Source organism: Dactylosporangium maewongense, from assembly GCF_039531485.1.
Classification (GTDB): Bacteria; Actinomycetota; Actinomycetes; order Mycobacteriales; family Micromonosporaceae; genus Dactylosporangium; species Dactylosporangium maewongense.
In genome coordinates this window covers 228,471-255,241 of the sequence record NZ_BAAAQD010000001.1, presented here as the reverse complement: position 1 = coordinate 255,241, position 26,771 = coordinate 228,471, and the positions used below count along the sequence as shown (strand labels likewise).

Genomic DNA, 26,771 nt, shown 5'->3' with positions numbered 1-26,771 from the left:
AGGATGAGCGGCTCATCGTCACCCATGCCGCCGATTTCGACAAACGTCTGCTACCTCGGCGCCGCGGCACACCACGACCTGCCGCAGGTCGACATGGCCCCGGCGGCCGGCCGCCGTACATCGTGGAGGCAGGCGACCGGATCACGTCCGCCGGTGCCTGGGTCGTCGCCCACCTCGCGGCGCGGCGCGGTGGGCGGGGTGGGGGCGGGGGTGGGGGTCAGGCCTCCTCGGCGAGGAGGGCGGCGGTCGGTAGGCGCTGCAGGAGGGCGGCGGGGATCAGGGCGGCGCAGGTGGCCAGCAGGGCGCCGGCGGCGACGGCCGAGCCGGCGGTCGTGAGCAGGGCGGGGCTCAGGTCGCCGACGAGCCAGGCGGCGGCGGTCACGCCCACGGCGGCGCCCGCGAGGCCGCCGAGGAGGCCGATGCCGAGGCCCTCGGCGGCGACGAGGCGGGCGAGGGCGGCCGGGGTCCAGCCGGTGGCGCGGAGGGTGGCGAGCTCGGCGGCGCGGTCGCGGATGTTCAGGTAGAGGACGTCGGCGACGGCCAGGACGCCGAGCAGGATCGTCGCCGCGACCGCGATCGTGTCGACGGTCCTGACGCGCAGGGAGACCGCGTCGCCGAGGAGGGTGCCGACGATCGCGCCGTGGAAGGCGAAGGTGATGGCGCCGAGGACGGTGGCGGCGGTGATGCCGATGGCGAGGGCGCCGCCGGCGAGGGCGGTGCGGCCGGGGACGCGGACCAGGTTGAGCAGGCCCATGGTGACCGGGCCGCGGGGGCGGCCGGCGCGGCGCGGGCGGGTGACGGCGGGGCGCAGGCCGGCGGCGGGGCGGCCGCGGGCGGCGGCCAGGGCCGGCAGCAGACCGGCGAGCAGGGACAGCCCGACGGCGGTCGGCAGCGCCAGCAGGGCCTGCGTCCAGCTGGTGCGGACGTCCAGCAGCCCGCCGAGCGGGCCGGTGAGGGCGAGGGCGCCGAGGCCCGCGACCGTCCCGATGACGAAGACCTCCCCGAGGACCGCGGCGAAGATCCGATGGGCGGGCCAGCCGAGCGCGGCCAGGGTGGCGAGCTCGGCGCGCCGGTCGCGGACGCCGGCGGCGACGGCGTTGGCGAGGAAGAGCGCGCAGACCACCAGGACGAGGACGAACAGGACGGCGCTCTTGCGGTCGATCGCGGTGATGATGCTCGCCGCGACGCCCTTCCTCACCCAGTGCTCGGTGACGCGCAGCTCGGGCCGCTGGTACTTGCCGGCGGCGAGGGTAACGGTCTGCGGGGAGGGCGAGGAGCCGTACGTGATGTCGACGTCCAGGCCGGTGCGGGCGGAGATCTCCTCCGCGACGACGCGGACCCGCTCCCGGGAGGTGGCGGAGAAGCCGTGCACGCCGGCCACGCGGACCCGGATGGCGCTCAGCGGCGCGGCCTTGTCGGTGCCGATGGTGTCGGTGAGGATGCCCGGCAGCGCCGCGATGCTGGTCAGCAGCATCGGTGGGGACGACAGGTACCCGCCCGGGTTGCCGCCGGGGGCGAGCGGGCGGTCGCCGAGCAGGCCGCGGGTGGCCTGGTCGGCGCCGACGACCAGGGGTGGTTCGTAGGTCTCCATCGGCACGCGGCTGAGCGGGTTGAACGTGGTGAGCCGGGCCGGGTCGAACGTGCCGACGACGCCGAAGTCCGCCGTCGTCATCTCGCCGTTCGCGCGCACCGACACGTTCTTCACCGTGCGGAACGAGGTGTCGTCGAGCTGCCACGGCGCGGGGAAGCCCGAGGAGTACGGCAGGACGTACGCGGCCGCGTTGTCGGGCACGGGAACGGCGGTGAGGCTGCCGTCCGGAGCCGGCGCGTAGGAGACGCCGCCGATCTGCAGGAGCCACTCATGGCTGTAGAGGAGGCCGAGGCCGAGGCCGGTGCCGACGGTGTGCTGGTAGGCGGCGTCGGCGTCCAGCACGTCGTCGCGCACGTGGGTCGTGGGTGCGGCGGTCATCGCGGCCAGCATCGACTGCGACGTCCCGGCGGGCAGGGCTGGCAGCGGTGCGTGCGAGATGCTGACGGCGGTGGTGGTGTCGGCGTACCGGCGCGACGACGCCAGCACGGGCACGACCATGCGCTGCTCGGAGGTGCCGGGAATGGCGGTCGCCTGCGCCGGCGTGTTGGCGAGGAACGTGCCCTGCGTGGCGCCGCGCAGCCCGACGAGCCGGTCTTCGGCGTCGGGGTCGACGGCCGCGACGAGCATCGGCTCGTGCCACGTCAGGGAGATGCTGAGCCGCTGCTGCGGCTCGGTGTCGTACAGCGTCTCGAACCGGCCGTCGGGGCGCCGCCGGAACGCGAAGACGGACTGGTTGGTGGCGTCGGTGACCTGGCCCTGCTCGACCAACGGGCACACCTGCCGGCCCTCCTCGAGCAGGCCCGGGGTGCCGTGGCACAGCTGCTGCCACGGCATCGTCTGGCCGCCCGAGAACTGCAGCAGCTCCTCGTTGCGGCCGAGCCGCGGCCACGAGACGTCGTGCGTGGTGACGTACACCCAGGCGGGGGTCGCCGGTGTACGGCTGAGCCCGCGGTCCGCCAGCAGCGTGCGGTCGACCCGGATGACCTGCCGGTCCAGCTTGGGGTCGACGAGGTCGGTGAGGTCGACCGGCGCGACGACGGCGGCGTTGAGCGACCCGGCCATCGCGATCGGCGCGGCGACGTCGATGCCGGGCACCGAGCGGACCTTCGCCCAGTCGTCCATGGTGAGCCCGCCGTAGATGCCGGACACCGCGTTGGGCCGCAGCAGCGCGCGGTCGCCTTCGAGCGGCAGCCGGCTGCCCTTCGGCCTGACGAGGATGTCGTACGCCGCCCGCACGTTGGCGTCCACGGTGCCGGTGACCTCCAGCCGCGCGGTGGCGGTGGCGCCGGTCAGCACGGTGAAGCCGGTGGTGGCGGTGAGCACCCCGACGAGGAGCGCCACCGCCCGTCCCGCCCGCCCCCGAAGATGTGCCCAGACGAATCGGATCACCCGCACACACTGACCTATACATTGTGACAATGCAAGCCCCCGCGGGGCGCCGGCGGACTTACCGGCGCGGCCGGCCGCCTGCCGGCGGGTGGTCGCCCGCGGCGAGCTCGCCGGCCTCGGCGGCGCGGATGATGCGGCGGAAGGTGGGGCACTCCATGTGCGTGGGGGCAGGGCAGGCCGCCGCGTGGCGGAGGGAGTCGCGCAGGACGGTGAGCCTGCCGATCGTCGCGTCCAGGTCGTCGGCCTTCGCGGCGAGCACGGCGCGGTCGATGCGGGGGCTGCCGTCGGGGGCGAACATGAGCGCGATCTCGTCCAGGGAGAAGCCCGCGGTGCGCCCGAGCGCGATCAGCGCGAGCCGCTGCAGCACGCCCGGATCGAACTGGCGGCGCAGGCCGGCCCGGCCGACCGAGGCGATCAGGCCCTTCTCCTCGTAGTAGCGCAGGGTCGAGGCGGGCAGCCCCGAGCGGCGCGCCACCTCGGCGATGTCCAGGTTCGTCATCGGCTTGACCTCAAGTCGGCTTGAAGTGAAACCGTCCCATCCGGTCACCGTTCATGGCAAGGGGGAGCTGAGCATGGAAGCGCAGACGGCACTGTGGAACGGCCGCGCCGGGCAGGCGTGGGTCTCGGCGCAGGCGATGCTGGACGAGGTGTTTCGGCCGTTCGAGGACCTGCTGGTCGCGGCGGTCCGCGGCGGCAGCGTGCTCGACGTCGGCTGTGGCACCGGCGGCACGACCGTCGCCGCCGCCCGGAAGGTCGGCCCGGGCGGCCGCTGCGTCGGCGTCGACATCGCCGGGCCGATGGTCGCGGCGGCGCGGGAGCGGGCCGGACGCGAGGGGGTGCCGGCCGACTTCGTCCAGGCGGACGCGCAGGAGCACGACTTCGGGGCGGCGGCGTTCGACACGGTCATCTCCAGGTTCGGCGTCATGTTCTTCGCCGACGCCGTCCGCGCCTTCACCAACCTGCGCCGCGCCGCCGCCCCGGGCGCGGTCCTGCGCGCCGTCACCTGGCGCGGCGTCGAGGAGAACCCGTTCATGACGACGGCGGAGCGGGCCGCGGCGCCGCTGCTGCCGTCGCTGCCGGTCCGCCGGCCGGACGCGCCGGGGCAGTTCGCGTTCGCCGACCCGGCGAAGGTGCGGGGCATCCTGCGCGACGCCGGCTGGACCTCGGTCGACATCCGCCCCCTCGACGTGCCGTGCGCCTTCCCGGAGGCGTCGCTCGTGCCGTACTTCACCCGGCTCGGCCCGCTCGGCCTGGTCCTGGGCGACGTCGCCGAGCCCGCCCGGACCGGGATCGTCGAGACCGTCCGCGCCGCGTTCGCCCCGTTCGTGCACGGCGACGAGGTCCGCTTCACCGCCGCCTGCTGGCAGGTCGACGCGCACGCCCCGGCGGCCTGACGGCCGCTCGTCACTTCGGGGTGAGGTGACCGGCGCAGGACTCGCGCCGGTCGCCGCCGGACTTCGTGCCGTCGGGGCAGACCACGTTCACCCACGTGACATTGTCGAGGTCGGCGTCGTCGAGGCGGGCGCCGCGCAGGTCCGTGTCGGCCAGGAGGGCGCCGGACAGGTCCGCGCCCCGGACGTCCGCACCGCCGAAGTCGGACCGGCGGAACTCGGTCTGCCGCAGGTGCGCGTCGCGCAGCACGGCGCCGCGCAGGCCGGTGTCGGCGAACGTGCTGCCGTTCCAGGTGGTGCGGCGCAGGTCGGCGCGGCCGAGCTCGACGCCGGTGAGGGTGGCGTCGCGGACGTCGGCGCCGGTGAGGTCCGCGCCGGTCAGGTCGACGTTCTCCATCGACACCGTTCGCAGGTTCGCCTCGTGCAGGTTGCTGCCGCTGAGGTTCGCCTCGCGGACGAATCCGTCCACAGTGGACCGCTCCAGGTCGGCGCAGCGCAGCTGCCGCTGGGACAGTTCGGCATCGTTGACCGTGCGTCGTGGCATCGAGACCGCGCCGGCTGCCGCGCACCGCCGTCCATGGGTCTCGCTGTCCCGCGTCTGTACGACCAGCAGCACGCTGAGCAGGACGGCGCAGAGCAGGAAGCCCGCCGCGACGCGTCGCGGCCGGTGCCGCACCGCGTGTCGCAGCTTCGCCAGGCCACCGACGTTCACCGCGGGCCCGGCGTGACGAGCGGGCGCAGGGCCAGGCGGAGGATGCGGTCGTCGTCGGCGGTCGGTCCGCCGGGGTTGCGGCCGTCACGGTTGGACGTGGTCATCCAGACGCTGCCGTCGGGCGCCCTGACGGCGGTGCGCAGCCGGCCGTACTTCGTCGCGAGGGCCTCCACGGGCTTGTTCGGCACCCCGCCGCCGGGCCGCCACCGGATGCCCCACGCGTCCGGCCCGCCGCCCTCGGGTGGCCGGCTGCCGGCCTCCTTCTGCAGGCTGCGGTCGAGGCCGACGAGGTACACGCGCTGCCCCCGCAGGCAGGTGACGACGGCGGTGTCGCCGACCACGGCCACGTCGGCGCTGACCCCGACCTCCGGGTGCCACGTCACGACCGGGTTGATGTACTTCGGGTTGGTGCCCATGCCCTCCACGAGCGGCCAGCCGTAGTTTCCGCCGGGCACGATGATGTTCAGCTCGTCCCAGACCGCCTCGCCGATCTCGGTCTCGTACATCGTGCCGTCGGCGGCCCAGTCCAGGCCCTCCGGGTTGCGGTGGCCGTAGGACCAGACGAGCGAGCCGCGGAACGGGTTGCCGGGCGGTGGCTTGCCGTCGGTCGTCATCCGCAGGATCTTCCCGCCGAGGTCGTCGAGCTGCTGCGCCGCATCGGTCCTCGACGCCTCCCCGGTGGTCGCGTACAGGTACCCGTCGGGGCCGAACTCGAGCCGCCCGCCGTTGTGGATGCCGCCGCGCGGGATGCCGGTGACGATCGGCTTCGGCCGCTCACCGAACTTCAGCCTGGCGACCCGGTTGTCGACGGCGGTGGTGTAGTAGATGTAGACCGTCTGGTCGACGGCGAACCTTGGCGACGCGGCGATCCCGAGCAGCCCGCCCTCGTTGTCCGACACCGCCTCGCTGATCTTCGTCACCGGCGTGACGGTCAGCGAGCCGTTGGCCGCCCTGCCCGGGCCGATCCGCAGGATCCGCAGTGTCCGCCGCTCGGTGACGAGGGCGCTGCCGTCGGGCAGGAACGTCAGGCCCCACGGGACGTCGAGGTGCCGCGCGATCGTGGTGACGGCGACCTTGGCGTCGCCGCTCGCCGACGGGTCGATCGGGCCGTGACCGAAGTCGGTCGGGTCGGTGACGCCCGGCGCCGCGTTCTTGGGCGGTGGCTTCGCCGGGGCGTCGGACGTGCAGCCGGTGGCGACGCCCAGCAGCAGGCAGAGCGCGACGGCCCCCGCGCGGACGGGTGTACCCATGGACCGGCCTCCGCTCGCGCAGCCGAACATCGTCTCCCTGCACGATCACGAATCCGTGCCTTCTCCGGCGTCACCCACGGCGGGGGAACGTCACCGGGCGTTTGACCTCGTGTCGGGGCGGGCACAAGGCCGTGGAGTCGAGCACCCGTACCGTTGAGGGAGACCAGATGAGACTGCTGACATTGGCCGCCGGGCTCGCCACCGGTTACGTGCTGGGCACCCGTGCCGGCCGCGGCAAGTACGAGCAGATCGTCGAGGGCGCCCGGCAGCTGCGTGCCAACCCGACCTTCGCGCAGGCGCAGGAGACGGCGAAGAAGCTCGCCTCGTCGCCGCCGCCCACCGCCTCTATCACGCCACCCGCGGCGTCGCCCGCGATGTCGTCCGCCACTTCACCCGCGATGTCGTCCGCCGCGTCGTCCACCGCCACGACGCCGTCGGCCCGGGCCGCCTCGAACGGCGCCGCCGCGAAGCCCAAGGCCCCGCGCGGCACCCCCGGTCAGGGCACGCCGGGCGCGGACCCGCTGAAGTAACCGCCCCGAACGATCCGAACGGTCCCGGCTGCGACTGGCCGGGACCGTTCGCGTGCAAACGGGTCGCCGGGGGCTCAGGCGGCCTCGGCGATGAGGTCGTCCTCGGTGGCGCCGCGGCGCCAGTACCCGGTGAACATGACCCGGCGGCGGTCGATGCCGCGCTCGTGGACCAGGTGCCGGCGCACGGACCGCACGACGCCGGACTCGCCCGCCACCCACGCGTACGGGGTGCCCGCTGGCAGGTCCGCGGCGCGGACCGCGTCCAGGACGCCGCCGCCGACCAGCCAGGTCAGCTCGGCGCCTTCGGGGCGGGGCAGGTCCCGTACATCGGCGGCGTCATGCACCTCGATCCAGGCCCGGACCGGCATGGACGTGCCGACCCACGCGAGGATGCCGGCGAGCGCCGGCAGGGCCGTCTCGTCGCCGGTGAGCAGCACCCAGTCGGTGTCCTGCGGCGGGCGGAAGTCGACGCCGCCGTTGTCGGCGACGGTCGGGGCGAGCACGACGGCGCGGTCGCCGGGGCGCGCGTGCCGGGCCCAGGCCGACGCGGGGCCGGCGGTGACCGTGTCGTGCACGGCGAAGTCGACGTCGAACTCGTCGCCGCGCTGCTCCCGCACGGTGTAGGTGCGCATGACGGCCCGCGTCGCGGGGTCGGCCGCGCGCCATCGCGGGTACCAGTCCTCGCCCCTGGGCACGACCGCCGCCCGCTGGTGCGGCTGCGGCAGGAACAGCTTGAACCGCTGGTCCCGGCCGCCGCTGGTGAACGCCGCCAGGTCGGCGCCGCCGAACACCAGCCGCACCGCCGACGGCGACAGCAGCTCCTTGCGCAGCACCGTCACGTCGAAGAAGTCGAACGTCACCCGGTGACCTTCTTCGCGCTCGTCAGGGCCTTCGCGAGGGCCTCCAGGGGGCCGGCGCAGCCGGCGTGGCTGAAGCGCGGCTCGCTGAGCCACGGCACGACCTGGCCGGCCTTGACCGCGGGCAGCGCCGCCCAGGTCGGCTTCGCGGCGAGGTCCTTGGGCTGCAACGCCGAGGTGCGGCTGTCGAGGAGGATCACGTCGGCCTTGTACCGGTCGGCGTTCTCCCAGCTGAGGTTCTCGAAGAAGCCGCCGGTCACGTTCTCCGGCGTGATCACGTCGACGCCGAGCTCCCGGTAGTGGCCGAGGTCCGCGTACGCCTTGGGCGTCGACGCGTAGAGCAGGTCGGGGCTCGCGGAGGCGGCGAGCACCTTGAGGCCGCCGTTGCTCTTGACCGCCGCCTTCACGGCCTCGCCGGCCGCCTCGAAGCGGGCCTTGGCGTCCACGACCGGCTTCGCGGACTGGTCGGCGCCCAGGGCTGCGGCGAGGGCGGAGTACCGCTGGATCACCTGCGGCAGGCTGACCCCGCCCGAGACGGTGATGCCGACACTCGGGGCGAGCGCGAGGATCTTGTCCTTGCTGTCGTCGGGCACGTACCACAGCGCGTTCGGCTCGTACATGTTCGTGACCAGCAGGTCCGGGTTGAGCGAGGCGTACTTCTCGATGTTGAACTCGCCCCACGCGTTGCCGAGCGAGGTGAGCCGGGCGACGTCGAGGTCACCGGCGAGCGGGTCCTTGCCGCCGTCGGCGCTCTTCGACGGGCCGAACGTGCCGAGCACCTGCGCGTCGACGCCGAAGTCGCGCAGCGCGGCGGCCGAGCCGACGTAGGCGACGACCCGGGTGGGCCGTTTGCCGGCGCTCGCCTTGGTGCCACGGTCGTCGGTGAACTCCCACGCCGCCGCTTCCGCTCCGCTGGTGCCGTCTCCGCAAGCGGCGAGCAGGGCGCCGAGGCCGAGGCCGCCGGCCGCGGTCAGGAAATGGCGTCGGTTCATGGGTGCACCTTCCGTTGACTTCAGGTTTTGACTTCGGTTTTGACTCCAGCGTCGAGCAGCGATTAGGTTAGCCTCACCTAAGTTGATCGTGTCAAGTCCGGGGGTTCGTGCGTGCAGGTCCACAGAGGGCGCTGGCTGCTGGTGTTCGTGGCCGTCCTCGCCCTTGCCGTCGTCGCGAGCCTCGCGGTCGGCGCGCGCTCGCTCGCCCCGCCGGACGTCTGGCACGGGCTGATCGACCCGTCCGATCCCGCTGCCACGGTCGTCCGCCGGCTGCGGCTGCCACGAAGCGGCCTCGGGCTGCTCGTCGGGGTCGCCCTCGGCCTCGCCGGCGCGCTCATGCAGGCGCTGACCCGCAACCCGCTCGCCGACCCCGGCCTGCTCGGCGTCAACGCGGGCGCCTCCGCCGCCGTCGTCTCCGCGATCAGCTTCCTCGGCGTCACCGGCCTGTCCGGGTACATCTGGTTCGCGTTCGCGGGCGCCGCCGTCGTCACCGTCGTCGTCTGGGCCGTCGCCGGCGGGGCCACCGCGACCCCCGCCGGCCTCGCACTGTCCGGCACAGCCGTCACCGCCGTCCTCTACGCCTACGTCGCGGCGGTCCAGCTGCTGGACACCGCCTCCCTCGACCGGATGCGCTTCTGGACCGCGGGGTCCCTCGCCGCGGCGTCACCCGGCACGGCGAGGCTGATCCTGCCGTTCGTCGCCGCCGGTGTACTGGTGACCGCGGCGCTCGCCCGCACCCTGAACGTGATGGCGCTCGGCGACGACACCGCGCGTGCCCTCGGCACCGACCCGGCCCGCGTCCGCGCGGTGGCCGCCGTCGCCGTCGTCCTGCTCTGCGGCGCGGCGACCGCGGCGTGCGGCCCGATCGTGTTCCTCGGCCTGATGGTGCCGCACCTGGTCCGCCCGCTGACGGGGCCCGACCTGCGGTGGCTGCTGGCCTTCTGCGCGGTCCTCGCCCCCGCTCTGCTGCTCGGCGCCGACGTCGTCGGCCGGATCGTGTCCCGCCCCGGCGAGCTGCAGGTCGGCGTGGTCACCGCCGTCGTGGGCGGCGGCTTCTTCCTCGCCGTGGTCCGCCGGCGGCGGGCATGAGCGTCGTCGTCCGGACCCGCTGGGCCGCCGGCGGGTTCGCGGTCGTGGCGGTCGTCCTCGCGCTGTACGCGGTCGGCAGCGGCGACTACCCGATGAGCATCCCCGCGGTGCTGCGCACGCTGACCGGCGGAGGCTCGGCCGCGGAGGCGTTCATCGTCACCGAGATCCGGCTGCCGCGGGTCGTCACCGGCCTGTTCACCGGCGCGGCGCTCGCCCTGTCCGGCGCGGTCTTCCAGTCCGTCGTCCGCAACCCGCTCGGCAGCCCCGACGTGCTCGGCTTCACCCAGGGCTCGTCGACCGGCGCGCTGCTCGCCATCGTGGTCGTCGGCGGGGGCACCGCCACCGTCGCGGGCGGCGCGGTCCTCGGCGGCCTCGCCACGGGCGCCGCCATCCACCTGCTCGCCTGGCGCGCCGGCGGGTACGGCAACCGCCTCGTCCTCATCGGCATCGGCGTCGCCGGCATCCTCACCGGCGTCATCAGCTACCTGCTGACCCGCGCCCAGATCATCGACGCCGCCCGCGCCGTCCTCTGGCTCACCGGCAGCCTCGACGGCCGCGGCTGGGGCAACGCCCTCGTCGTCGGCGCCGCCGTCTGCGTCGCCGGACCCGCCGTCCTGGCCTGCGGCCGGCCGCTGCGCGCCCTGGAGCTCGGCGACGACCCCGCCACCGCGCTCGGCGTCCGGGTCGGCGCGGTCCGCTTCGGCGCTCTCACCGGCGCGGTCCTGCTCGCCGCCGCCGCGGCCGCGGCGGCCGGACCGGTCGCGTTCGTGGCGCTGACCGCACCCCAGCTGGCCCGCCGACTGACCCGCGCCCCCGGCCCGAACCTGCTGCCGTCCCTCTTCCTGGGCGCCGCCCTGCTGACCGCCGCCGACGTCGCCGGCCAGCGGGCCGTCCCCGACCACCAGATCCCCGCGGGCGTGGTGACCGGCCTGCTCGGCGGCGGCTACCTGATCTGGCTCCTGGCCCAGAGCCAGATCAGGAGCGCCCGCCGTGCCTGACCGGCTCGCCGCCGAGGCCGTGACCCTCGGCTACGACGCCCGCACCATCGCCGAGGGGCTGACGGTGCGCGTCCCCGACCACTCGTTCACGGTGATCGTCGGGCCCAACGCCTGCGGCAAGTCGACGCTGCTGCGGGCCCTGGCCAGGACGCTGCGCCCCAGGACCGGCGCGGTGCTGCTCGACGGGCACGACATCCGCACCCGGCCGACCCGCGAGGTCGCCCGGACCCTCGGGCTGCTGTCACAGTCGGCGACCGCCCCCGCCGGCATCACCGTCGCCGACCTCGTGGCCCACGGGCGCTACCCGCACCAGGGCCCCCTCGCCCCCTGGACCGCCGCCGACCGGCACGCGGTCCGCGACGCGATGGACGCGACCGGCACGACCGCCCTGGCGTCGACCCAGGTCGACGAGCTGTCCGGCGGCCAGCGGCAGCGGGTGTGGATCGCGACGGCCCTGGCGCAGGACACGCCGATGCTGCTGCTCGACGAGCCGACCACGTACCTCGACGTCACCCACCAGATCGAGGTCCTCGAGCTGTGCGCCCGGCTGCACCGGGACCGCGGCCGCACCCTCGTCGCGGTGCTGCACGACCTGCACCTCTCGGCCCGCTACGCGACGCACCTGGTCGCCATGCGCGCCGGCCGGGTCGTCGCCGAGGGGTCGCCGGCTCAGGTGGTGACGGCGCCGATCGTCGAAGCGGTCTTCGGCCTGACCTGCCGCGTCATGCCCGACCCGGAGACGGGGACTCCCATGGTGATCCCGCGCGCTCCCGCCGGATCCGGCGGACCTGCCGCTCGACCCGCAGCTCCCGCAGCGCCGTCACCGTAGCGACCCCGGCGACGGACCCGACGAACCACACGAACGGCGCGGCGACCACCGCGGCGGCGACAGACAACAGCACGACATCCCTCTCGGCCGGAAGCAACCCATGATGCCTGCCGCACATTGCGCTCAGGTTGCGACCCGGTCAGCCCCCGGGCGCCGGCCGGGTCAGGGCCGGGACGCCGGCCGGGTCAGGGCCGCGTCACGGCTGGGGCGCCGACCACGGGCCGTCCGGGGCCAGGGCCACCAGGACCTCCAGCAGCTCCGGCGGCTGGAGCTCGTCCGGCAGCGACGCCAGGTCCGACCAGAGAACCCACGCGTGCGAGTCGAGCGTCACCTGCTCGTGGGGCAGCAGACCCGTCCGGACCAGCGGCGGCCGCTCGGCGTCGAACCGGGCGAGGAAGAACTGCTCGGTCCCGACGTACCGCGTGCCCTTCCACCACGAGTCGCGGGACACCGGCACCCAGCGCTCCCGCACGAGCCCCGCGTCGAGCCCCGTCTCCTCGGCCAGCTCCCGCCGCGCCGCCTCGAACGGGGTCTCGCCGGGGTCGATGCCACCGCCGGGCGGCTCCCACAGCCACCTGCCGTCGGAAGGGTCCCGCCACCGCAGCAGCAGCACCCGGTCGGCGGCGTCCAGGCAGATGACCCGCGCGGCGGGCCGGTGCTTCGTCACGCCCCGACCGTAGCCCCTTTGCCGGCCGCCGTGCGTTGAGGAAGATTGGCCGCCATGACCAGTACCCCCGGCCCGGGCCGGCTCAGGCAGAACGCCATCTACCGTGCCGGCGTGCTCGGGCGCGCGCCGGACGTGCCGACCGACGCCGACGAGCTGGAGCGGCGGGCGCATCGGGCGATGTCGCGGAAGGCGTGGGCGTACGTGGCGGGCGGCGCGGGCGGTGGCGCCACCATGCGGCACAACCGGGCCGCGTTCGAGCGGTGGCGGATCGTGCCGCGGATGCTGCACGGCGCCACCGCGCGGGACCTGACCACCACGGTGGCCGGCACGCCGCTGCGCGCGCCGCTGCTGCTCGCCCCGGTCGGCGCGGGCGCGCTCGTGACGCCCGGCAGCGACGTCCGTATCGCGGAGGGCGCGGCCGCGGCGGGCGTGCCGTACATCTTCTCCAGCCAGGGCTGCGACCCGATGGAGCGCACCGCGGCCGGCATGGGCGACACCCCGTTCTGGTATCAGCTGTACTGGTCGACGGACGAGCGGCTCGTCGACTCGATGATCGGGCGCGCGGAGGACTGCGGCGCCCGCGCGCTCGTCGTCACGCTCGACACGACGTTGCTCGGCTGGCGGCCGCAGGACCTCAACCTGGGCTCGCTGCCGTTCGCGCGGGGGCTGGGGATCGCCCAGTACACCTCGGACCCGCGCTTCATGGAGATCGTCCGCGAGCGCATGACCGCACCCGCCGGCAAGCCGCAGGTCACGCTCGGCGCGCTGCGGACGCTGTGGTCGATGGCGCGCAACCACCCCGGCGGTACGGTCGCCAACCTGCGCTCCAGGGAGCCGCGGGCCGCCGTCGAGACCTTCCTCGACATCTACTCCAACCCGGGCCTGAGCTGGCGGCACGTGGAGACGCTGCGCCGCCGCACGAAGCTGCCGATCCTGCTCAAGGGCATCCTGCACCCCGACGACGCCAGGACCGCGGTCGCGGCCGGGGTCGACGGCATCATCGTGTCCAACCACGGCGGCCGGCAGGTCGACCACACGGTCGCCGCCCTCGACGCGCTGGTCGCCGTCCGCGACGCCGTCGGACCCGACGCGACCGTCCTGTTCGACAGCGGCATCCGCTCCGGCGCGGACGTGTTCGTCGCGCTCGCCCTCGGCGCCGACGCGTGCCTGCTCGGGCGGCCGCACATCTACGGGCTCGCGATCGCCGGTGCGGATGGCGTACGGCAGGTCGCGGAGAACGTCGTCGCCGAGCTGGACCTGACGATGGCCCTCACCGGCGTCCCGGACGTCGCCGCCATCACCCGCGCACAGCTGCGGGAACACACCCGGTAGCCGGTGCGGGCGGGTCAGTCCCAGACCCGGCCGAGGGCGGCGAGGCCGGTGGCGTATTCGATGCGGGACAGCCACGGCAGCGGCCACGCCGTCATGCCCAGCGACGCGCCCAGGAAGGCGCCGGCGAGGCAGGCGATCGAGTCCGAGTCGCCGGAGGTGGTGGCGGCCCGGGCGAGGGCGGTCACCGGGTCGTCCGCATGGCGGATCGCGCACAGCAGGCCGGTGGCCAGGGCCTCTTCGGCGATCCAGCCCGCCCCGGTGGCCGCGCACGGGTCGCCGCCGTCGTCGGGGCCCGCCAGGGCGTCGTCGAGGCGGTCGAGCACGTCGAGGCACTCGTCCCAGCCGCGGCTGATGAACTGCTCCGGCGAGCTCACCGACGGCTGCTGCCAGAGGGTGCCGAGCCAGTCCGACCGGTAGGTGGTCCGCTGCGACTCGCACCGGTCGCGCAGCGCGGCGGGCAGCTCCGCGACGGCGGCTCCGTCGCGGAGCAGGCGGACGGCGAGCGCGGTGAGCTCGCTGGCGGCGAGGGCCGTCGGATGGCCGTGGGTCATGGCGGCCTGTAGCTGGGCGACGCCCGCGAGGGTGTCCAGGTCGTAGGTGGGGACGAGCCCGACGGGCGCGACGCGCATGTTGGCGCCGCAGCCCTTGGAGCCGGCGACGGTCGCCTCGGTCCACGGCACGCCGCGGGCGAGCCCGCCGCACGCCCGCAGGCACGTCATGCCGGGCGCGCGGTTGTTGTCGGGGCTGTGCGCCCACTCCACGAAGCGGGCCCGCAGCGGCGGCTCGAGCGCGGCGGCGGTGGTGGCGGGAGCGTCCAGCAGCGCCCAGCCGACCGCGAGCGTCATCTGCGTGTCGTCGGTGACGAGCGCCGGGTCGCCCTCCAGGTCGCGGGGTCCGCCGGGACCGTAGCGCGCGACGATCGCGTCGACCGTCATGAACTCGGTGGGTTTGCCGAGGGCGTCGCCGTACGCGAGACCGAAGAGACACCCGGAGGCCGTGGTCGACATGGGAGGGATCGTACGGAACACGCGTCAGAACGGGGGCAGGGCCTTGAAGCGTTCGTCGAGGCGGATGCTCGGCAGCAGCCGGCGCAGCATCGCCCGGGTCGCGGTCAGCGGGTGGTGCGGGAACTCGGCGTCGTACTGCTCGTCGTCGGCGTGGAGGGTGGGCAGGCCGCCGGTGGCGTCCGGGGCGAACGGCGACGGCTTGTTCATCCCGTCGGGGCCGAGCTTCGTGAAGACGAGCGCCTCCCGGACGCCGGTCGTGCCGGACTCCGCCGCCTGTAGCTTCAGCACGGTGCTGCAGGTGGCCCGCGGGATCGTGTAGGAGCCGAGGAACACCAGGCCGTGGCCCTGGGGATGGCGGATCTTCACCACCTGCCGCAGCGCGGGCACGCCGTCGACCGGCTCGACGGCCGCGTCGATGAGCCCGCCGCCGGCCGCCGCGGTCCGCCGGGCCGTGCCGGCGAACAGCGCGGCTGGGTCGTGCAGTGGGGCCGGCAGGTCGGGGCGCAGGTTGAAGAAGTGCAGCGTCATCACCGGACCCTGCTCGTGCTGCCAGGCGTACTGGTCCATTTGCTGGAAGCCTGTGAGGTCCAAATGGGTGATCGCGCTCATAGAAGTTCACCCTAATGGGCTACCAGGTGACCCCGAAATACGGTGAATAGCCCGTTTTGTGGCTCATACCACCAGGGGATTCGGGTGACCAGCACGGCTGCCCGGCTGTCTCTGCGGGGGAAAGAGCAGTACCGTAGGTCCCGGCGAGGTCTTCACTGCCGGCAACGATGGCCGGTAGGACTCGTCTGTTTCAGGAGGAACGTGTGGCTAGCGGTACCGTGAAGTGGTTCAACTCCGAAAAGGGCTTCGGCTTCATCCAGCAGGACGACGGCGGCGCGGACGTCTTCGTGCACTACTCGGCCATCGCGAGCTCCGGCTACCGCGAGCTGACCGAGGGCCAGAAGGTCGAGTACGACGTCACGCAGGGTCAGAAGGGCCCGCAGGCGGACAACGTCCGCGGCATCTGATCTTCATGCTCCTGCTGCGGAAGCCGCGCACCTGCCGGTGACCGCTTGCAAGACGGGCCCGTGCGACGCTCATTGAATGGGCGTGGCGCGGGCCCATCGCCATTCCGGCGGGCACACTTCCGGGTGCAGCAGTGCCGCCAGGGCCTCCACCCCGTCGACGAGCCTCGGGCCGGGCCGCACCACGATGCCGTCGGCGTCGATCGCCCACACCGCGGCGTCCGGGAAGCGCGGCGCGACGAGCCGGGCCTGCTCGGCGGCGCCGTCGAGGTGGAACCCGCACGGCGACACCACGACCACGTCCGGCCCCGCCGCGGTCAGCGCGTCCCAGGTCGTCGCCTGTGACCGCGCGCCGGGATGCGCCGCGACCGGCTCCCCACCGGCGGCCGTGACCAGGTCCGGCACCCAGTGGCCGGCGGTGAACGGCGGGTCGACCCACTCCACGACCAGCACCCGCGGCCGGGGCCGCCCGGCGACCGCCGCGGCGACCGCGTCCAGCCGCGCCCGCAGGTCCGCGACCAGCCGGTCCGCCCGGTCCGGCACCCCGGCGCGGGCGCCGACCGCCTCGATCGTGCCGAGCACCTCGGCGAGGGAGTGCGGGTCCAGCGACAGCACGTCGGCGCGGCAGCCGAGGTGCTCCAGGGCGTCGGACACGTGCCCCGACGGCAGCGCGCACACCCGGCACAGGTCCTGCGTCAGGATCAGCTCCGGGTCGAGCGCGGCCAGTGCGCCGGCGTGCAGCGTGTAGAGGTCCTCGCCCGCGGCGAACCGCTCCCGCACATACGCGTCGATCTCCGCCGGCGCCATCCCGCGGGTGTCGCGCCCGCCGACGACCACGGTCTTGCCGGTCCGCGCGGCCGGCGGCTCATCGCACTCGAACGTCACGCCGACCAGGTCGTCGCCGAGCCCCAGCGCGTAGACGATCTCCGTCGCGGACGGCAGCAACGACACCAGGCGCACGCCGGCCAGCCTAACGGGTGAGTGAACGGACGCCGGGATTCACCCGTCGACACTTCACCGTGCTGCCGCCCCGCATTCACACTGCGTCACGAGATCGTTGGGATAGCCTCGTCGAGGACGCGGAGCCCGCGTCCACTCCCCCCGTGAAATCCGCGATTGTCTCGAGGTCTGACGCTGGCCCGCCCGGCCCGCGTCCTGACCCGTCGCGCCTGCGCGAGGGAGAGGTATGTGTTGACGCGAGTCCGGCCGCGGCACGGGCGCAGGCCCGCGACGCTCGAGCAGTTATATGCGGGACGGGACAACGGGATCGGCGCGATCCGGCTGGGCCTGGCGGTCGTCGTCGTGTTCACGCACGGCACGTCGCTCGGCTTCGGCTGGGAGGACCTCGGCGAGTCGCTGTTCCGTGGACAGACCAACACCGGCACCCTCGCGGTGTTCGGCTTCTTCGTGCTGTCGGGGCTGCTCATCACGCGCAGCGCGGCGCGCACGACGATCGGCCGGTTCGTGTGGCACCGGATGCTGCGCATCCTGCCGGCGCTGTGGGTGTGCCTGCTCGTGACGGCGTTCGTGGTCGCGCCGCTCGTCGCGTTGCACGAATGGGGGACGCTCAAAGGGTTCTGGTCCGGGCCGAAGGGGCCGCTGCAGTACGTCACCGGCAACTGGTTCACCGGCGTCCGCCAGTACGGCATCCATGACCTGCTCGGCGCGTCCACCCCCTGGGGGCGGCAGTCCGGCGGCAGCGTGTTCGACGGTGCGTTGTGGTCGCTGGTGTACGAGGTGCTCTGCTACGGGCTGGCCGGGGCGCTCGCCGTCACCGCGGTCCTGCACCGCAGGCGGTGGCTGGTCGTGTGCCTCGCCGTCGCGCTGTACGGCGTCGTCGTCACCGACCAGATCCAGGGCCGCCCGCTGACGGGGCCGCCGACCCCGCACTACGGCCAGGTGCACCTGCCGCTGCTGGGCGAGGTGTCGTTCCACTGGCTCATGTACCTGGGGTTCCTGTTCCTCGCCGGCGCGGTGATGGAGCTGTACCGCGACCGGGTCGTCATCCACGACGGCGCCGGGTTCGCCGCCCTCGCCGCCCTCGCCGGGTCGCTGCTGTTCGGCGGCTTCTTCGTAATCGGGTTCCCGGCCCTGGTGTACACGCTGATCTGGGCGTCCGTGCGGCTGCCGGCCGGGCTGCGGTGGATCGGCCGGCGCAACGACTACTCGTACGGCGTCTACATCTACGGGTTCATCGGCCAACAGGTCTTCGCCGGCCTCGGCTGGAACCGGTGGGGGTACGTGCCCTACATCGCGATGTCCCTGGCCGCCGCGTTCGGCGCCGCCGCGCTGTCGTGGCACCTGGTCGAGCGGCGCGTGCTCGCGTTCAAGGACTGGACGCCGCGCCGTGCGCGCCCCGTCGCGAAGGTGCCGGTCCAGGCCGCGGGCCCGGTCGCCGTCGCGGACGTCCCTATTGCGGTGGGAGCCCGAACAGACTGATCAGCCCAGCGGTGCGCAGCGTGCGCAGCAGCACCGCCGACGGGTTCTCCAGCACCAGCCGCGAGCCGGCCTGCTCGGCCTGCCGGTGCGCCGCCACCAGGGCACCGATGCCGCTGGAGTCGATGAACGTGACGAGGCGCAGGTCGAGGTGCAGCGTGCCCGGCGGCGGCCGCAACGACCGCTCGACGCACTGGCGGAACCGGTCCGTGGCCCCGTAGTCGAGATCGCCACGGGCCACGATGACGACGCCGCCACCGATGCGGCCTTGCACGTGCAGGCTCATGTCCACCGAGAAACCGTCCCAACTCCGGATCGGTGAACCCTATCGACCCTGCTCAGCGGCGGTTCGTTGCCATCCGGCAAGCGAAGCTGCGGGGGCGCGGGCGAGGCTGCGGGGGCGGCGAGCTGCGGGGGCGCGCGAGGCTGCGGGGGCGCGGTGGGGCGCCCCCGCAGGCGTGTTCAGCGCACGAACTGGGTCTCCACGCCGGCGTCGACGGCGTCGCCGATGCCGTAGACCCAGGCGGCGCCGACCGGGTCGCCGAGCTGGGCGCGCAGCCACAGCGCGGCCCACCGGGCGATGTTCTCCACACCCGCCGCCTGGTTCAGGGTCTGCGGCGACAGGTCCGGCCGGGCGCCGGCCGGGTTCTGCGCGTCGGTGATGCCGTAGTGGTTGGCGCCGGCGACACTCACGTACAGCTTCGGCGCGCCCTGCAGGACCGCATACGTGCCGAGGCCGTTGGCCGGGGTGCCGATGCCGTCCACGGCGCCCTGGATGAGCGCGACCGGGACGGTGTTGGCGACCGGCGGGATCACCGGCGAGCCGGGGGCGGCGTTGTTGGTGCCGTAGAACGCGGCCGCCCGCAGCTGCGCCGGCGCCGGGATCGGCACGTCGGTGAACGGCGGCGTGGACAGGCCCGTGGTGAGACCGAGCCCGGCGGCGCCGCCGAACGAGTGGCCCGTGAGCAGCAGCGTGCCCGCGTCGATCTGGCCCTTGAGCGGCGAGCCGGTGCAGGCGTTCTCGGCGGCGGCCCAGGCGACGGTCCAGGTCGCCTCGGCGCCGTCGGCGTACAGGCCGGGGACGCCGAAGATGACCCGGGTGTGGTCGGGGACGAGGACCACGAAGCCGTAGGAGGCGACCTTCCGCGCGAACCCCGCGTAGGCGGACCGGCCCACGTTCGCACCCTGCAGCAGCAGGACGACCGGCCACGGCTGGTGCGGTGAGGAGGTGCTGGGGTGGTACACGTCGGCCTGGTCGCCGTTGACCGTGGTGCCGTAGGTGCCGACGTTCGAATACGCGGCGTCCGCCCGGGACGGGCCGATCAGGGCGCCGGCAGCACCCGCAAGGGCGGTGCCACCGGCTGCGAGCAGCACGCCGCGGCGGCTGAAGCGTTGAGCCATTCGGACCTCTGTTTCCTCTAGTGAAACACAGTTTCCTTTACGACACGCGTCAGCGTACGGGAACAGTGGGGCCCGCCGTCAATGCCTGGTTCGCATCGACGGCGGGCCGTTGTTCGATGGGTCGGGCTCAGCTGCCGCTGAGCGTCTGCGTCACGCCGCCCGTCAGCAGCGACTGGTAGTACGCGCCGCCGGGGTAGTACGTGGCGGTCGTCGTGCCCGCGACGGCGTCGCCGGCCCAGGCGACCGCGAAGGTCTGCAGCGCCGTGACGTTGCCCGGCTGGGAGGCGCCGTTGGGCACGGTGCACAGCCCGTCGGTGCTCGCGCCCTCCGCGTCGCAGTGGGAGCCGGTGGTGAGACGGACGCCGAGGAACGGCCGGTGCACGTCGTTGGTCAGCTCGACCGTCCCGTTCGCGTTGGAGTTGGCGAGGTACGGCGGGGACGAGATCGCGAGGACCGGCGTGCTGGTCAGGTTGAGGCCCTTCAGGCCGGTGGCCGTGTTGGAGCCGATGAACGACTTCACCGGGTCGAGCAGCTGGACGAGGCGCACCCGGGCGAACTGCGACGGGAAGGTGGTGCGCAGCCGGTTCGCGACGTACGCGGCGACCTCACCGCCGGCCGAGTGGCCCGCGATCACGTACGAGGTCGGCAGGGTGCCCGCCGGGCGGCCCGCCTTGCCAAGGGCGTCGGCGTAGCTGCGGGCGAGCGCGCCGCTTGCGTTGTTCGCCTGCCCGAGCCAGGTCGCGACGTTGTTCAGGAACGGGGCGTTGTTGCCGAGGTTGCTGACCGTGCAGCCGAAGATGTCGGCGGACGGCAGCGTCGGCGCGAAGACCACGAACCCGGCCGCGGCGTAGTGCTCGGCGAGGTCGGCCAGGTTGCCGTTGGAGCGGGAGAAGCCGTGCTGCAGGTAGACCAGGCCCTTGGCGGTGCCGGCGGGCAGGAACCAGTCCGCCGACGGCCGGTAGGTCAGCCCGGCGCACGAGACGTCGACGGTGTTGCTGACCTGGGTCCATGCGCCGGCAGCTGTCGCCGCCCGCGCCGGTGCGGTCAGGCTCACCGTGGCGGCGATGAGCAGGGCGGACAGGGCGGTCAGCCGTTTGGAGAACATCGAGCGCTTACCTCCTGACGTGTATCGCTGGACGAAACGCTGTTTCCTGAGGATCGATTAAGCTCTGGTTGTTGGCAGGCTGTCAAGAGGCGTAGAGTGTCGTCGTGGAGGGAAGCCCATCGATGTCGTATCCACCTTCGCCGTGGTCTCTGCGCGGCCGGATGCACGTGTCCGTGTGGGCCGCGCCGGTCGCGGACCTGCCCGCGCTGCCGCCGGCGCTGGACGGCGCCGTCCGGGTGCTGCGCGTCGGGAGGCGGGCGTTCGTCGGCACCGCGTGGGTCGACTACCGGCCCGGCGGCGACATGGCCTACCGGGAGCTGCTCTCGGCCGTGCTGACCCGGGCCGGCTGGCGGCCGCGCGTCACCATCACGCACATCTGGGTGGACAGCGTCGCGTCCCGGGACGGCGGCCGGGAGCTCTGGGGCATCCCGAAGGACCTCGCCGACCTGACGATCCCGTCCGCGTCCGGCCCCGCCACCGCGTCCACAGTGGACGGTCCGATCGCGTCGGCGGCGCTGCCGCGCGGGGACGGGCTGCCGCCGCGGCTGCCGGCCGGGTTCCGGGTCGTGCAGGCCCTCGCGGGGCGCGCCGAGACGACGCCGGTGCGCTCGACCGCGCGCTACGGCCCCGCCCGGGTCGCGTGGACGATCGCTCCCGAGGGCCCGCTGCGGTTCCTCGCCGGCCGACGGCCGCTGCTGTCGTTCGTCGCCGGCGACTTCCGGATGCGGTTCGGCGCGCCTCAGCGCGCCGCTGTGGAGTCCTCTGGGTAGTTCGCTGTGTAGTCCGCTTCGCTCAGGTGGGCCGTGCGCGCCGCGTATTCGGCCGCCATCCCCGGCCAGTTGGTGACGACGCGCCCACTGCCGGTGCGGTACCAGCTGTCGCAGCCCACCCAGACGCTGTCGCCGAGCCGGCGCTGCATCTCGGTGTCGAACGCGCCCGCGACCTCCGCCCGCACCTCCACCGGACCCCGGCCCGCCAGCATCCGCACCGCCTGCACGATGTAGCGGGCCTGCGCCTCGTGGAAGTACACCACCGACGTGTTGCCGGTGTTGGTGTTCGGCCCGTACATCAGGAACATGTTCGGGAAGCCCGGCACCGCGATGCCGAGGTGCGCGTAGGCGCCGCCGCGCCACTCCTCCCGCAGGTCGCGCCCGTCCCGCCCGGTGATCCGCACCGGTGCGAGGAACTCGGTGGCCGCGAAGCCGGTGCCGTACACCAGGACGTCGCACTCGTGCACGGCGCCGTCCTCCGTGCGGACACCCCCGGCGGTCAGCCGCTCGATGTCGGCGGTCACCAGGTCGACGTCGGGGCGGCGCAGCGTCCGGAACCAGTCGCCGGTGAACAGCACCCGCTTGCACCCCATCGCGTAGTCCGGCGTGACCCGCTGCCGGATGCCGCGCGCCTGCAGCACGCGCTGCGCGCTGGACAGTGTCCAGACCGCGAGGCGCGCCGGCCGGTTGCCGGTCACCGCCTTGCCCGTCACGACGGTGAGCAGCCACGTGCCGGCCCGCGCGGCCCGCATCACTGCCGGGACCCTGCGGTTGAGGGCCCGCCGCCAGCTCCCGTACCGCCGGTTCGGCTTCGGCAGCGTCCACGGCGCCGTGCGCTGGAAGACGGTGACCCGCGCGGCGTGCGGCGCGATCGCCGGCACCAGCTGGATCGCGCTGGCACCCGTGCCGATGACGCCGACCCGCCTGCCGGTCACGTCGACGCCTGGATCCCAGCGCGCCGTGTGCATCGCCGGGCCGGCGAACTCCTCCGCGCCCGGCAGCGCCGGGATCACCGGCCGCGACAGCTGCCCCATCGCCGGGATGAGGACGTCGAACTCGTCGCCGGAACCGTCCTGATAGGACACCCGCCACCGCTCGCCGGTCCAGGCGGCGGCCACGACCTCGGTGCCGAGCCGCAGGTGCGGCTCCAGGCCGAAGTCCCGGACGCACCGCTGGAGATAGCCGAGGATCTCCGGCTGCGGCGGAAATCGCTGCGACCAGTCGGGGTTCGGCGCGAACGAGTACGAGTACAGCGCCGCCGGGATGTCGCACGCGCAGCCCGGATACGTGTTGTCGCGCCAGACCCCGCCGACGCCATCCGCCTTGTCCACAATGGTCAGATCGCGGAACCCGGCCCGGCGCAACAGGTGTGCGGCCGCGATCCCGCCGAACCCGGCGCCGACGACCAGAATCCGCGTCATAGCTTCCTGAACACCTGCTCCACGAGCGTGATGAGGCTGGTCGACAGCAGCACATGCACCTGGTCCCGGCTGAGCACGCCGCGCTCCAGCCACTCGCGGGCGGTCGCCTTCGCCAGCCCGCAGTAGGCCCGGACCATCGCCCGCAGCTCGTCGCGGTGCTCGGCCTGGCCGTCGAGCCCGACCGCCACCAGGATGCTGTCGGCGGCGATGTCGTCGGCCTCGCGGAGCACCCGCTCGATGTCCGGGTCCCGCCCGACCCCACCGCCGTCGACGGCCGCGAGCCACGACCGGCTGTGCCGGGACACCACGTCGAGGAACCAGGTGACGCTGGCGTCGACCCGGGTCGCCAGGTCGCCGTCCGGCAGCTGCTCCACGGCGACCGCGGGGATCGTCACGAGCACCCGGACCGCCTCGACGAACAGGCCCTTCTTCGTGCCGAAGTAGTGGTTGATCAGCCCGCGGGCGACCCCGGCCGCCTCGGCGATGTCCGTGGTGGACACGTCCGCGTAGGCCCGCTCCCCGAACAGCCGCACCGCGACGGCGAGGATCTGCTCCCGCCGGACGTCAGGCTCCAGCCTCCGCCCCCGCTCGACGGTCTCCCCGCTCATCCGCATGGCAGCCACCGTGCCCTGTTGTTGGCTGGCTGTCAACAACGTACGGTGACCCTCGTGACCTCGCTGTCGCACCACCGGTCCGGCACCGGCGAGCCCCTGGTCCTGCTCCACGGCATCGGCAGCCGCTGGCAGCTGTGGGAGCCGGTCCTGCCCGCCCTCCGCCCCCACTTCGACGTGCTGGCGCTGGACCTTCCCGGCTTCGGCGCCTCCCCACCGACCACGGGCGCTTCCGTCGGCGCCTCCCGCACGGGTGCCGACGCCGACGTGGCCTCGTTCGCCGACGCGGTGACCAGCTTCGCCGCCGCCGCGTTCCCGGGTGCGGCGTCGTTCCATGTGGCGGGCAGCTCGCTCGGCGGTGGGATCGCGCTCGAGCTGGGCCGCCGCGGCGTGGCCAGGTCGGTGACCGCGTTCGCCCCGATCGGCTTCTGGGGCCCGCTCTCCCGTCGCTGGTGCCAGGCCTCGGTGACCGGCGCCCGGGTCTTCGGCCGCCTTGCCCGCCCCGCGCTGCCCGCCCTCGCGTCGACGGCGGCGGGCCGGATCGCCGTGTTCGGCCTGTTCTTCGGCCACCCGGCCCGCCTCGACCCCGCGGTGTGCCTCGCCGACGTCGACGCCCTGGTAGCCGCCCCCGCCTTCACCGCCGCCAGGTCCGCGTTCGCCGGCCACCGCTTCACCGACCCCGGCGCCCTCGACACCATCCCGGTCACCGTCGCCTGGGGCACCCGCGACGCGATCCTCCCCGCCTTCCAGTCCCGCCGCGCCGCCGCCGTACTGCCACACGCCCGCCACGTCAGTCTCAAGGGCTGCGGCCACCTCCCGTTCTCCGACGCCCCGGACACCTGCACCACCCTGATCCGGACCACCATTGGCTGATGACCCTCTGGCCTTGCGGTTCACGTCCTGGTCGGCCTTGACGACCCCGCACAACGCCCGGACCCGGTGACCGCCGACAAGGCCTACTCCTCCCGAGCCAACCGGAAGCGACGCGGCCGGGCCGGCGGCACAGGACCTAGACGCACTTGGGCAGGCCGCCCAGGGTGCCGTCGCGGAAGGCGGCAATGCGGTCGAAGGCGGTGGCGTCGTTGCTGGAGCCCGCGCGGCCGAAGACCAGCAGGGCGGCGACGGCCTCGTCCAGGTCGCCCGGGGAGAGGCGGAGGCCCTCGGTGCGGTTGAGCAGGTCGTTGGTCCACGAGCCGGCCAGGCAGTCGACCGTCAGCTGGCCCTCGCGGCCGGTGGCCGGCGCGCCACGGCGTTCCTGGGCGACGCGGGCGAACAGGCCGGCCAGGAGCATGCCGATGGCGTTGTCGCCGATGTGCTCGTACAGCTGCGGGCCCAGCTGCTTGTCGTCGAAGGCGATGAAGTCCCGGCTCGTGCAGGCGAAGGCCGGCGACGGGTCCTGGCCGGGGCAGTCGGGCGGGTCGGCGGGGTCGAACGGGACCACCTCGACCTGCTTCCACGGCTTGCCGGTGAGCCGGGGGTAGGCGCGGCTCCAGTACGCGGAGGCGTCGGCGGACAGCTCGGACACCGCCTGCCCGTAGGGCAGGTCGCCGCCGGACGCGGCCTCCTCCTCGGAGCTGAAGGGGACCTCGGTCACCGGCAGGTTGCGGGCGTTGTACGCGGCGCACCGGCCGGCGCCCTGCTCGACGCCCTCCTGCAGGGCGCGGACCCGGTCGAAGGCGTTGCCGTGCGCCTGCTCGGCCTGGGCCGGGACGCCGGGCTCGTCGCGGAGCGTGAGCATGCCGGCGACGGTGCTGTCGAGCTCCGCAGGGGTGGCGGCGGCGAACTTCGAGGAGTGCCCGGCGGCGATGTCGGCGATCCAGCTGCCGGCATAGCAGTCGGCCTGCTGCTCCAGCACGATCGTCGGCTGGCCGCCCTGCTGGAGGCGGGTCTGCACGGCGTGGCCGTACTCGTGGGCGAAGACGACCGCGACGAGCAGGCGGCCGAAGTCGGCATCGAGCTGCGGGACGAGGGTCTCGGAGTCCCAGGCGATGAAGTCGCCCGCCGAGCAGTAGAAGGCGTTCGGCTGGTACCGCCACCGTTCGGGCCCGCACGGCGGCGGCGGGTCCTGCCGGGTGTACGGGTGGTAGCCGCCGGTCACGGGACGGAAGGGCGCGCCGCCGGACAGGCGCGGGTAGGTGGCGGACCAGAACCGTTCGACGTCGGCGATGGCGTCGCGCGCGGTCTGGTCGGCGCGGGTGGCGTCGGGCGCGCGGCCCAGGACGCCGCCGAGCGGGGCGCCACGCTGCTCCTGGTCGCCGCCGGTGCCGACGGCGCAGCCGGCGCCGACCACGAGGGCGACCGCGGCGGCCATGACGCGAACGAGACGGCTCATGCCGCCGCCTCCGCCGCGCTCCGGCGTCGGCCTGAGCCAAGCACCGCAAACCCGGTTCGCAGCCATCCGCTGCGCTCCTGCCCGCCCACGTCATGCCCATGCCCCACCGGGTCCGGCGCGAAACGCGGGCGGGACTCGATCGAGCGGCACGCATATCATCGCCCGGTGGACTTCTTCGACGGTGCCGACGGCACCCGGCTCGCGTACCACCGCGGCGGCGCCGGCAGCCCGCTGATCTGCGTCCCGGGCGGGCCGATGGTGGCCTCGTCGTACCTCGGCGACCTCGGCGGGCTGTCCGCGCACCACGACCTGGTGCGGCTGGACCTGCGCGGGACCGGCGGGTCGGAGAAGCCGCGCGACCCGGCGACCTACCGCTGCGACCGGCTCGCCGACGACGTCGAGGCGCTGCGGGAGCACCTCGGGCTGGACCGGATCGACCTGCTGGCGCACTCCGCCGGTGCGGCCGTCGCGGTGCTGTACGCCACCCGCCACCGCGACAGGATCGGCCGGCTCGTGCTGGTGAACCCGTCGCCCCGGGTGGTGGGCCTGGAGGTCGCCGACGCGGACCGGCGGGAGGTCGCGCGGCTGCGCCACGCCGAGCCGTGGTTCCCGACCGCGTTCACCGCGTTCGAGCGGGTGTGGGCCGGCGAGGCCGTCGCCGCCGACTGGGCGGCGATCACGCCGTTCAAGTCCGGGCGGTGGGACGACGCCGCCCGCGCGCAGGCCGCCGAGCAGGACCGGCTGCGCAACGACGAGGCGGCGAAGATGTACTACGACGGCGTCGACGCGGCGGCGGCCCGGACGGCGATCGGCGGCCTGCGGGCGCGGGTCCTGCTGATCGCGGGCGAGTATGACGTGGCGCTGCCGCCGAAGCGCGCCGCCGACTACGCGGGCCTGTTCCCGCACGCCGAGGTGGCCGTCCAGCCCGCCGGCGGGCACTCCCCGTGGCTCGACGACCCGGCCTGGCTCGCGACGACGGTCAGCGCGTTCCTGAAATAGGCCGTTGCATCGCCTTTGTACGTTGGTCCGCGCACACGAACCGACGATC

General features: G+C 74.1%; 27 protein-coding genes. 11 read left to right on the top strand and 16 right to left on the bottom strand.

Annotated elements, in window-relative coordinates; translation table 11 throughout:
- Positions 1 to 217: 217 nt before the first annotated feature.
- On the bottom strand, positions 218 to 2,980 hold the full coding sequence (locus tag ABD332_RS01190; RefSeq protein ID WP_344498527.1) for an FtsX-like permease family protein: 2,763 nt from the start codon (positions 2,978 to 2,980) through the stop codon (positions 218 to 220).
- Positions 2,981 to 3,038: 58 nt separating this feature from the next.
- Entirely contained in the window at positions 3,039 to 3,479 is a 441-nt protein-coding gene (locus tag ABD332_RS01185; RefSeq protein WP_344498525.1) for a helix-turn-helix domain-containing protein, read from the bottom strand.
- A gap of 73 nt (positions 3,480 to 3,552) precedes the next feature.
- Between ABD332_RS01185 and ABD332_RS01180 the strand changes: the two genes are divergently transcribed.
- Entirely contained in the window at positions 3,553 to 4,374 is an 822-nt protein-coding gene (locus ABD332_RS01180) for a class I SAM-dependent methyltransferase (protein WP_344498523.1), read from the top strand.
- Positions 4,375 to 4,384: 10 nt separating this feature from the next.
- Here the strand turns inward: ABD332_RS01180 and ABD332_RS01175 are convergent, their stop codons facing one another.
- Both ABD332_RS01175 and ABD332_RS01170 read right to left on the bottom strand, forming a co-directional pair.
- Positions 4,385 to 5,083, bottom strand: coding sequence for a pentapeptide repeat-containing protein (locus ABD332_RS01175; RefSeq protein WP_344498521.1), 699 nt, complete (start codon positions 5,081 to 5,083; stop codon positions 4,385 to 4,387).
- Positions 5,080 to 6,333 (bottom strand): PQQ-dependent sugar dehydrogenase, encoded by a 1,254-nt coding sequence (locus tag ABD332_RS01170; protein ID WP_344498519.1) that lies wholly within the window; start codon positions 6,331 to 6,333, stop codon positions 5,080 to 5,082. The genes ABD332_RS01175 and ABD332_RS01170 overlap by 4 nt, the downstream gene beginning before the upstream one ends.
- Positions 6,334 to 6,500: 167 nt before the next feature.
- On the opposite strand from ABD332_RS01170, the gene ABD332_RS01165 reads away from it, so the two are divergent.
- Positions 6,501 to 6,863 carry a hypothetical protein gene (locus ABD332_RS01165; RefSeq protein ID WP_344498517.1) on the top strand — a complete coding sequence of 121 codons (363 nt, stop codon included), beginning with the start codon at positions 6,501 to 6,503 and terminating at the stop codon, positions 6,861 to 6,863.
- Between the two features lie 74 nt (positions 6,864 to 6,937).
- On the opposite strand, the gene ABD332_RS01160 is transcribed toward ABD332_RS01165, so the two are convergent.
- A complete protein-coding gene (locus ABD332_RS01160) occupies positions 6,938 to 7,723 on the bottom strand; it encodes a siderophore-interacting protein (protein WP_344498515.1) in 786 nt (261 codons plus the stop codon).
- On the bottom strand, positions 7,720 to 8,712 hold the full coding sequence (locus ABD332_RS01155) for an ABC transporter substrate-binding protein (protein ID WP_344498513.1): 993 nt from the start codon (positions 8,710 to 8,712) through the stop codon (positions 7,720 to 7,722). Before ABD332_RS01155 ends, ABD332_RS01160 begins: the two co-directional genes overlap by 4 nt.
- Positions 8,713 to 8,823: 111 nt before the next feature.
- Between ABD332_RS01155 and ABD332_RS01150 the strand changes: the two genes are divergently transcribed.
- Genes ABD332_RS01150 through ABD332_RS01140 form a run of 3 tightly spaced genes read left to right on the top strand, consistent with a single transcriptional unit; the run spans position 8,824 to position 11,628 of the window.
- Positions 8,824 to 9,801, top strand: a complete 978-nt coding sequence (locus tag ABD332_RS01150) for a FecCD family ABC transporter permease (RefSeq protein ID WP_425552100.1) — start codon at positions 8,824 to 8,826, stop codon at positions 9,799 to 9,801.
- A complete protein-coding gene (locus tag ABD332_RS01145; RefSeq protein WP_344498511.1) occupies positions 9,798 to 10,799 on the top strand; it encodes a FecCD family ABC transporter permease in 1,002 nt (333 codons plus the stop codon). Before ABD332_RS01150 ends, ABD332_RS01145 begins: the two co-directional genes overlap by 4 nt.
- Positions 10,792 to 11,628: an ABC transporter ATP-binding protein gene (locus tag ABD332_RS01140; RefSeq protein WP_344498509.1), complete on the top strand. Its 837-nt coding sequence runs from the start codon at positions 10,792 to 10,794 to the stop codon at positions 11,626 to 11,628. The genes ABD332_RS01145 and ABD332_RS01140 overlap by 8 nt, the downstream gene beginning before the upstream one ends.
- Positions 11,629 to 11,824: 196 nt before the next feature.
- Here ABD332_RS01140 and ABD332_RS01135 read toward each other — a convergent pair whose 3' ends face one another.
- A complete protein-coding gene (locus ABD332_RS01135; protein ID WP_344498507.1) occupies positions 11,825 to 12,295 on the bottom strand; it encodes an NUDIX hydrolase in 471 nt (156 codons plus the stop codon).
- 54 nt (positions 12,296 to 12,349) lie between these two features.
- On the opposite strand from ABD332_RS01135, the gene ABD332_RS01130 reads away from it, so the two are divergent.
- On the top strand, positions 12,350 to 13,627 hold the full coding sequence (locus ABD332_RS01130) for an alpha-hydroxy-acid oxidizing protein (RefSeq protein ID WP_344498505.1): 1,278 nt from the start codon (positions 12,350 to 12,352) through the stop codon (positions 13,625 to 13,627).
- A gap of 14 nt (positions 13,628 to 13,641) precedes the next feature.
- Here ABD332_RS01130 and ABD332_RS01125 read toward each other — a convergent pair whose 3' ends face one another.
- Complete coding sequence (locus ABD332_RS01125) at positions 13,642 to 14,634, bottom strand: ADP-ribosylglycohydrolase family protein (protein ID WP_344498503.1); 993 nt, start codon at positions 14,632 to 14,634, stop codon at positions 13,642 to 13,644.
- Between the two features lie 24 nt (positions 14,635 to 14,658).
- On the bottom strand, positions 14,659 to 15,243 hold the full coding sequence (locus tag ABD332_RS01120) for a hypothetical protein (protein WP_344498501.1): 585 nt from the start codon (positions 15,241 to 15,243) through the stop codon (positions 14,659 to 14,661).
- A 203-nt stretch (positions 15,244 to 15,446) separates the two neighbouring features.
- Between ABD332_RS01120 and ABD332_RS01115 the strand changes: the two genes are divergently transcribed.
- Positions 15,447 to 15,650, top strand: coding sequence for a cold-shock protein (locus tag ABD332_RS01115; protein WP_344498499.1), 204 nt, complete (start codon positions 15,447 to 15,449; stop codon positions 15,648 to 15,650).
- A 69-nt stretch (positions 15,651 to 15,719) separates the two neighbouring features.
- Here ABD332_RS01115 and ABD332_RS01110 read toward each other — a convergent pair whose 3' ends face one another.
- Entirely contained in the window at positions 15,720 to 16,607 is an 888-nt protein-coding gene (locus ABD332_RS01110; RefSeq protein ID WP_344498497.1) for a cobalamin-binding protein, read from the bottom strand.
- Between the two features lie 228 nt (positions 16,608 to 16,835).
- On the opposite strand from ABD332_RS01110, the gene ABD332_RS01105 reads away from it, so the two are divergent.
- Complete coding sequence (locus tag ABD332_RS01105; protein WP_344498495.1) at positions 16,836 to 18,086, top strand: acyltransferase family protein; 1,251 nt, start codon at positions 16,836 to 16,838, stop codon at positions 18,084 to 18,086.
- Here the strand turns inward: ABD332_RS01105 and ABD332_RS01100 are convergent.
- The 3 genes from ABD332_RS01100 to ABD332_RS01090 form a co-directional block, all read right to left on the bottom strand.
- Complete coding sequence (locus ABD332_RS01100; protein ID WP_344498493.1) at positions 18,058 to 18,369, bottom strand: STAS domain-containing protein; 312 nt, start codon at positions 18,367 to 18,369, stop codon at positions 18,058 to 18,060. The two genes, ABD332_RS01105 and ABD332_RS01100, sit on opposite strands and share 29 nt — an antisense overlap.
- Before the next feature lie 176 nt (positions 18,370 to 18,545).
- Positions 18,546 to 19,484, bottom strand: coding sequence for an alpha/beta hydrolase (locus ABD332_RS01095; protein ID WP_344498491.1), 939 nt, complete (start codon positions 19,482 to 19,484; stop codon positions 18,546 to 18,548).
- 127 nt (positions 19,485 to 19,611) lie between these two features.
- The gene (locus tag ABD332_RS01090; RefSeq protein ID WP_344498489.1) at positions 19,612 to 20,589 is read right to left on the bottom strand and encodes an alpha/beta fold hydrolase; all 978 of its coding nucleotides are present in this window, start codon (positions 20,587 to 20,589) and stop codon (positions 19,612 to 19,614) included.
- Between the two features lie 122 nt (positions 20,590 to 20,711).
- Here ABD332_RS01090 and ABD332_RS01085 point away from each other — a divergent pair, with 122 nt between their 5' ends.
- Complete coding sequence (locus ABD332_RS01085) at positions 20,712 to 21,359, top strand: acetoacetate decarboxylase family protein (protein ID WP_344498487.1); 648 nt, start codon at positions 20,712 to 20,714, stop codon at positions 21,357 to 21,359.
- Here the strand turns inward: ABD332_RS01085 and ABD332_RS01080 are convergent.
- Positions 21,329 to 22,780, bottom strand: coding sequence for a flavin-containing monooxygenase (locus ABD332_RS01080; protein ID WP_344498485.1), 1,452 nt, complete (start codon positions 22,778 to 22,780; stop codon positions 21,329 to 21,331). The two genes, ABD332_RS01085 and ABD332_RS01080, sit on opposite strands and share 31 nt — an antisense overlap.
- Positions 22,777 to 23,394 carry a TetR/AcrR family transcriptional regulator gene (locus ABD332_RS01075; RefSeq protein ID WP_344498483.1) on the bottom strand — a complete coding sequence of 206 codons (618 nt, stop codon included), beginning with the start codon at positions 23,392 to 23,394 and terminating at the stop codon, positions 22,777 to 22,779. Before ABD332_RS01075 ends, ABD332_RS01080 begins: the two co-directional genes overlap by 4 nt.
- 54 nt (positions 23,395 to 23,448) lie before the next feature.
- Here ABD332_RS01075 and ABD332_RS01070 point away from each other — a divergent pair, with 54 nt between their 5' ends.
- Positions 23,449 to 24,264, top strand: coding sequence for an alpha/beta fold hydrolase (locus tag ABD332_RS01070; protein WP_344498481.1), 816 nt, complete (start codon positions 23,449 to 23,451; stop codon positions 24,262 to 24,264).
- A 136-nt stretch (positions 24,265 to 24,400) separates the two neighbouring features.
- Here ABD332_RS01070 and ABD332_RS01065 read toward each other — a convergent pair whose 3' ends face one another.
- A complete protein-coding gene (locus tag ABD332_RS01065; protein ID WP_344498479.1) occupies positions 24,401 to 25,723 on the bottom strand; it encodes a neutral zinc metallopeptidase in 1,323 nt (440 codons plus the stop codon).
- 165 nt (positions 25,724 to 25,888) lie between these two features.
- On the opposite strand from ABD332_RS01065, the gene ABD332_RS01060 reads away from it, so the two are divergent.
- The gene (locus tag ABD332_RS01060) at positions 25,889 to 26,722 is read left to right on the top strand and encodes an alpha/beta fold hydrolase (protein ID WP_344498477.1); all 834 of its coding nucleotides are present in this window, start codon (positions 25,889 to 25,891) and stop codon (positions 26,720 to 26,722) included.
- The last annotated feature ends 49 nt before the right edge of the window (positions 26,723 to 26,771 follow it).

Coding starts and splice junctions, on each gene's coding strand:
- ABD332_RS01185 (WP_344498525.1), bottom strand. CDS start 3,479: ATGACGAACCTGGACATCGCCGAGGTGGCGCGCCGCTCGGGGCTGCCC.
- ABD332_RS01180 (WP_344498523.1), top strand. CDS start 3,553: ATGGAAGCGCAGACGGCACTGTGGAACGGCCGCGCCGGGCAGGCGTGG.
- ABD332_RS01170 (WP_344498519.1), bottom strand. CDS start 6,333: ATGGGTACACCCGTCCGCGCGGGGGCCGTCGCGCTCTGCCTGCTGCTG.
- ABD332_RS01165 (WP_344498517.1), top strand. CDS start 6,501: ATGAGACTGCTGACATTGGCCGCCGGGCTCGCCACCGGTTACGTGCTG.
- ABD332_RS01155 (WP_344498513.1), bottom strand. CDS start 8,712: ATGAACCGACGCCATTTCCTGACCGCGGCCGGCGGCCTCGGCCTCGGC.
- ABD332_RS01145 (WP_344498511.1), top strand. CDS start 9,798: ATGAGCGTCGTCGTCCGGACCCGCTGGGCCGCCGGCGGGTTCGCGGTC.
- ABD332_RS01130 (WP_344498505.1), top strand. CDS start 12,350: ATGACCAGTACCCCCGGCCCGGGCCGGCTCAGGCAGAACGCCATCTAC.
- ABD332_RS01125 (WP_344498503.1), bottom strand. CDS start 14,634: ATGTCGACCACGGCCTCCGGGTGTCTCTTCGGTCTCGCGTACGGCGAC.
- ABD332_RS01120 (WP_344498501.1), bottom strand. CDS start 15,243: ATGAGCGCGATCACCCATTTGGACCTCACAGGCTTCCAGCAAATGGAC.
- ABD332_RS01100 (WP_344498493.1), bottom strand. CDS start 18,369: ATGAGCCTGCACGTGCAAGGCCGCATCGGTGGCGGCGTCGTCATCGTG.
- ABD332_RS01095 (WP_344498491.1), bottom strand. CDS start 19,484: ATGGCTCAACGCTTCAGCCGCCGCGGCGTGCTGCTCGCAGCCGGTGGC.
- ABD332_RS01090 (WP_344498489.1), bottom strand. CDS start 20,589: ATGTTCTCCAAACGGCTGACCGCCCTGTCCGCCCTGCTCATCGCCGCC.
- ABD332_RS01085 (WP_344498487.1), top strand. CDS start 20,712: ATGTCGTATCCACCTTCGCCGTGGTCTCTGCGCGGCCGGATGCACGTG.
- ABD332_RS01080 (WP_344498485.1), bottom strand. CDS start 22,780: ATGACGCGGATTCTGGTCGTCGGCGCCGGGTTCGGCGGGATCGCGGCC.
- ABD332_RS01075 (WP_344498483.1), bottom strand. CDS start 23,394: ATGCGGATGAGCGGGGAGACCGTCGAGCGGGGGCGGAGGCTGGAGCCT.
- ABD332_RS01065 (WP_344498479.1), bottom strand. CDS start 25,723: ATGAGCCGTCTCGTTCGCGTCATGGCCGCCGCGGTCGCCCTCGTGGTC.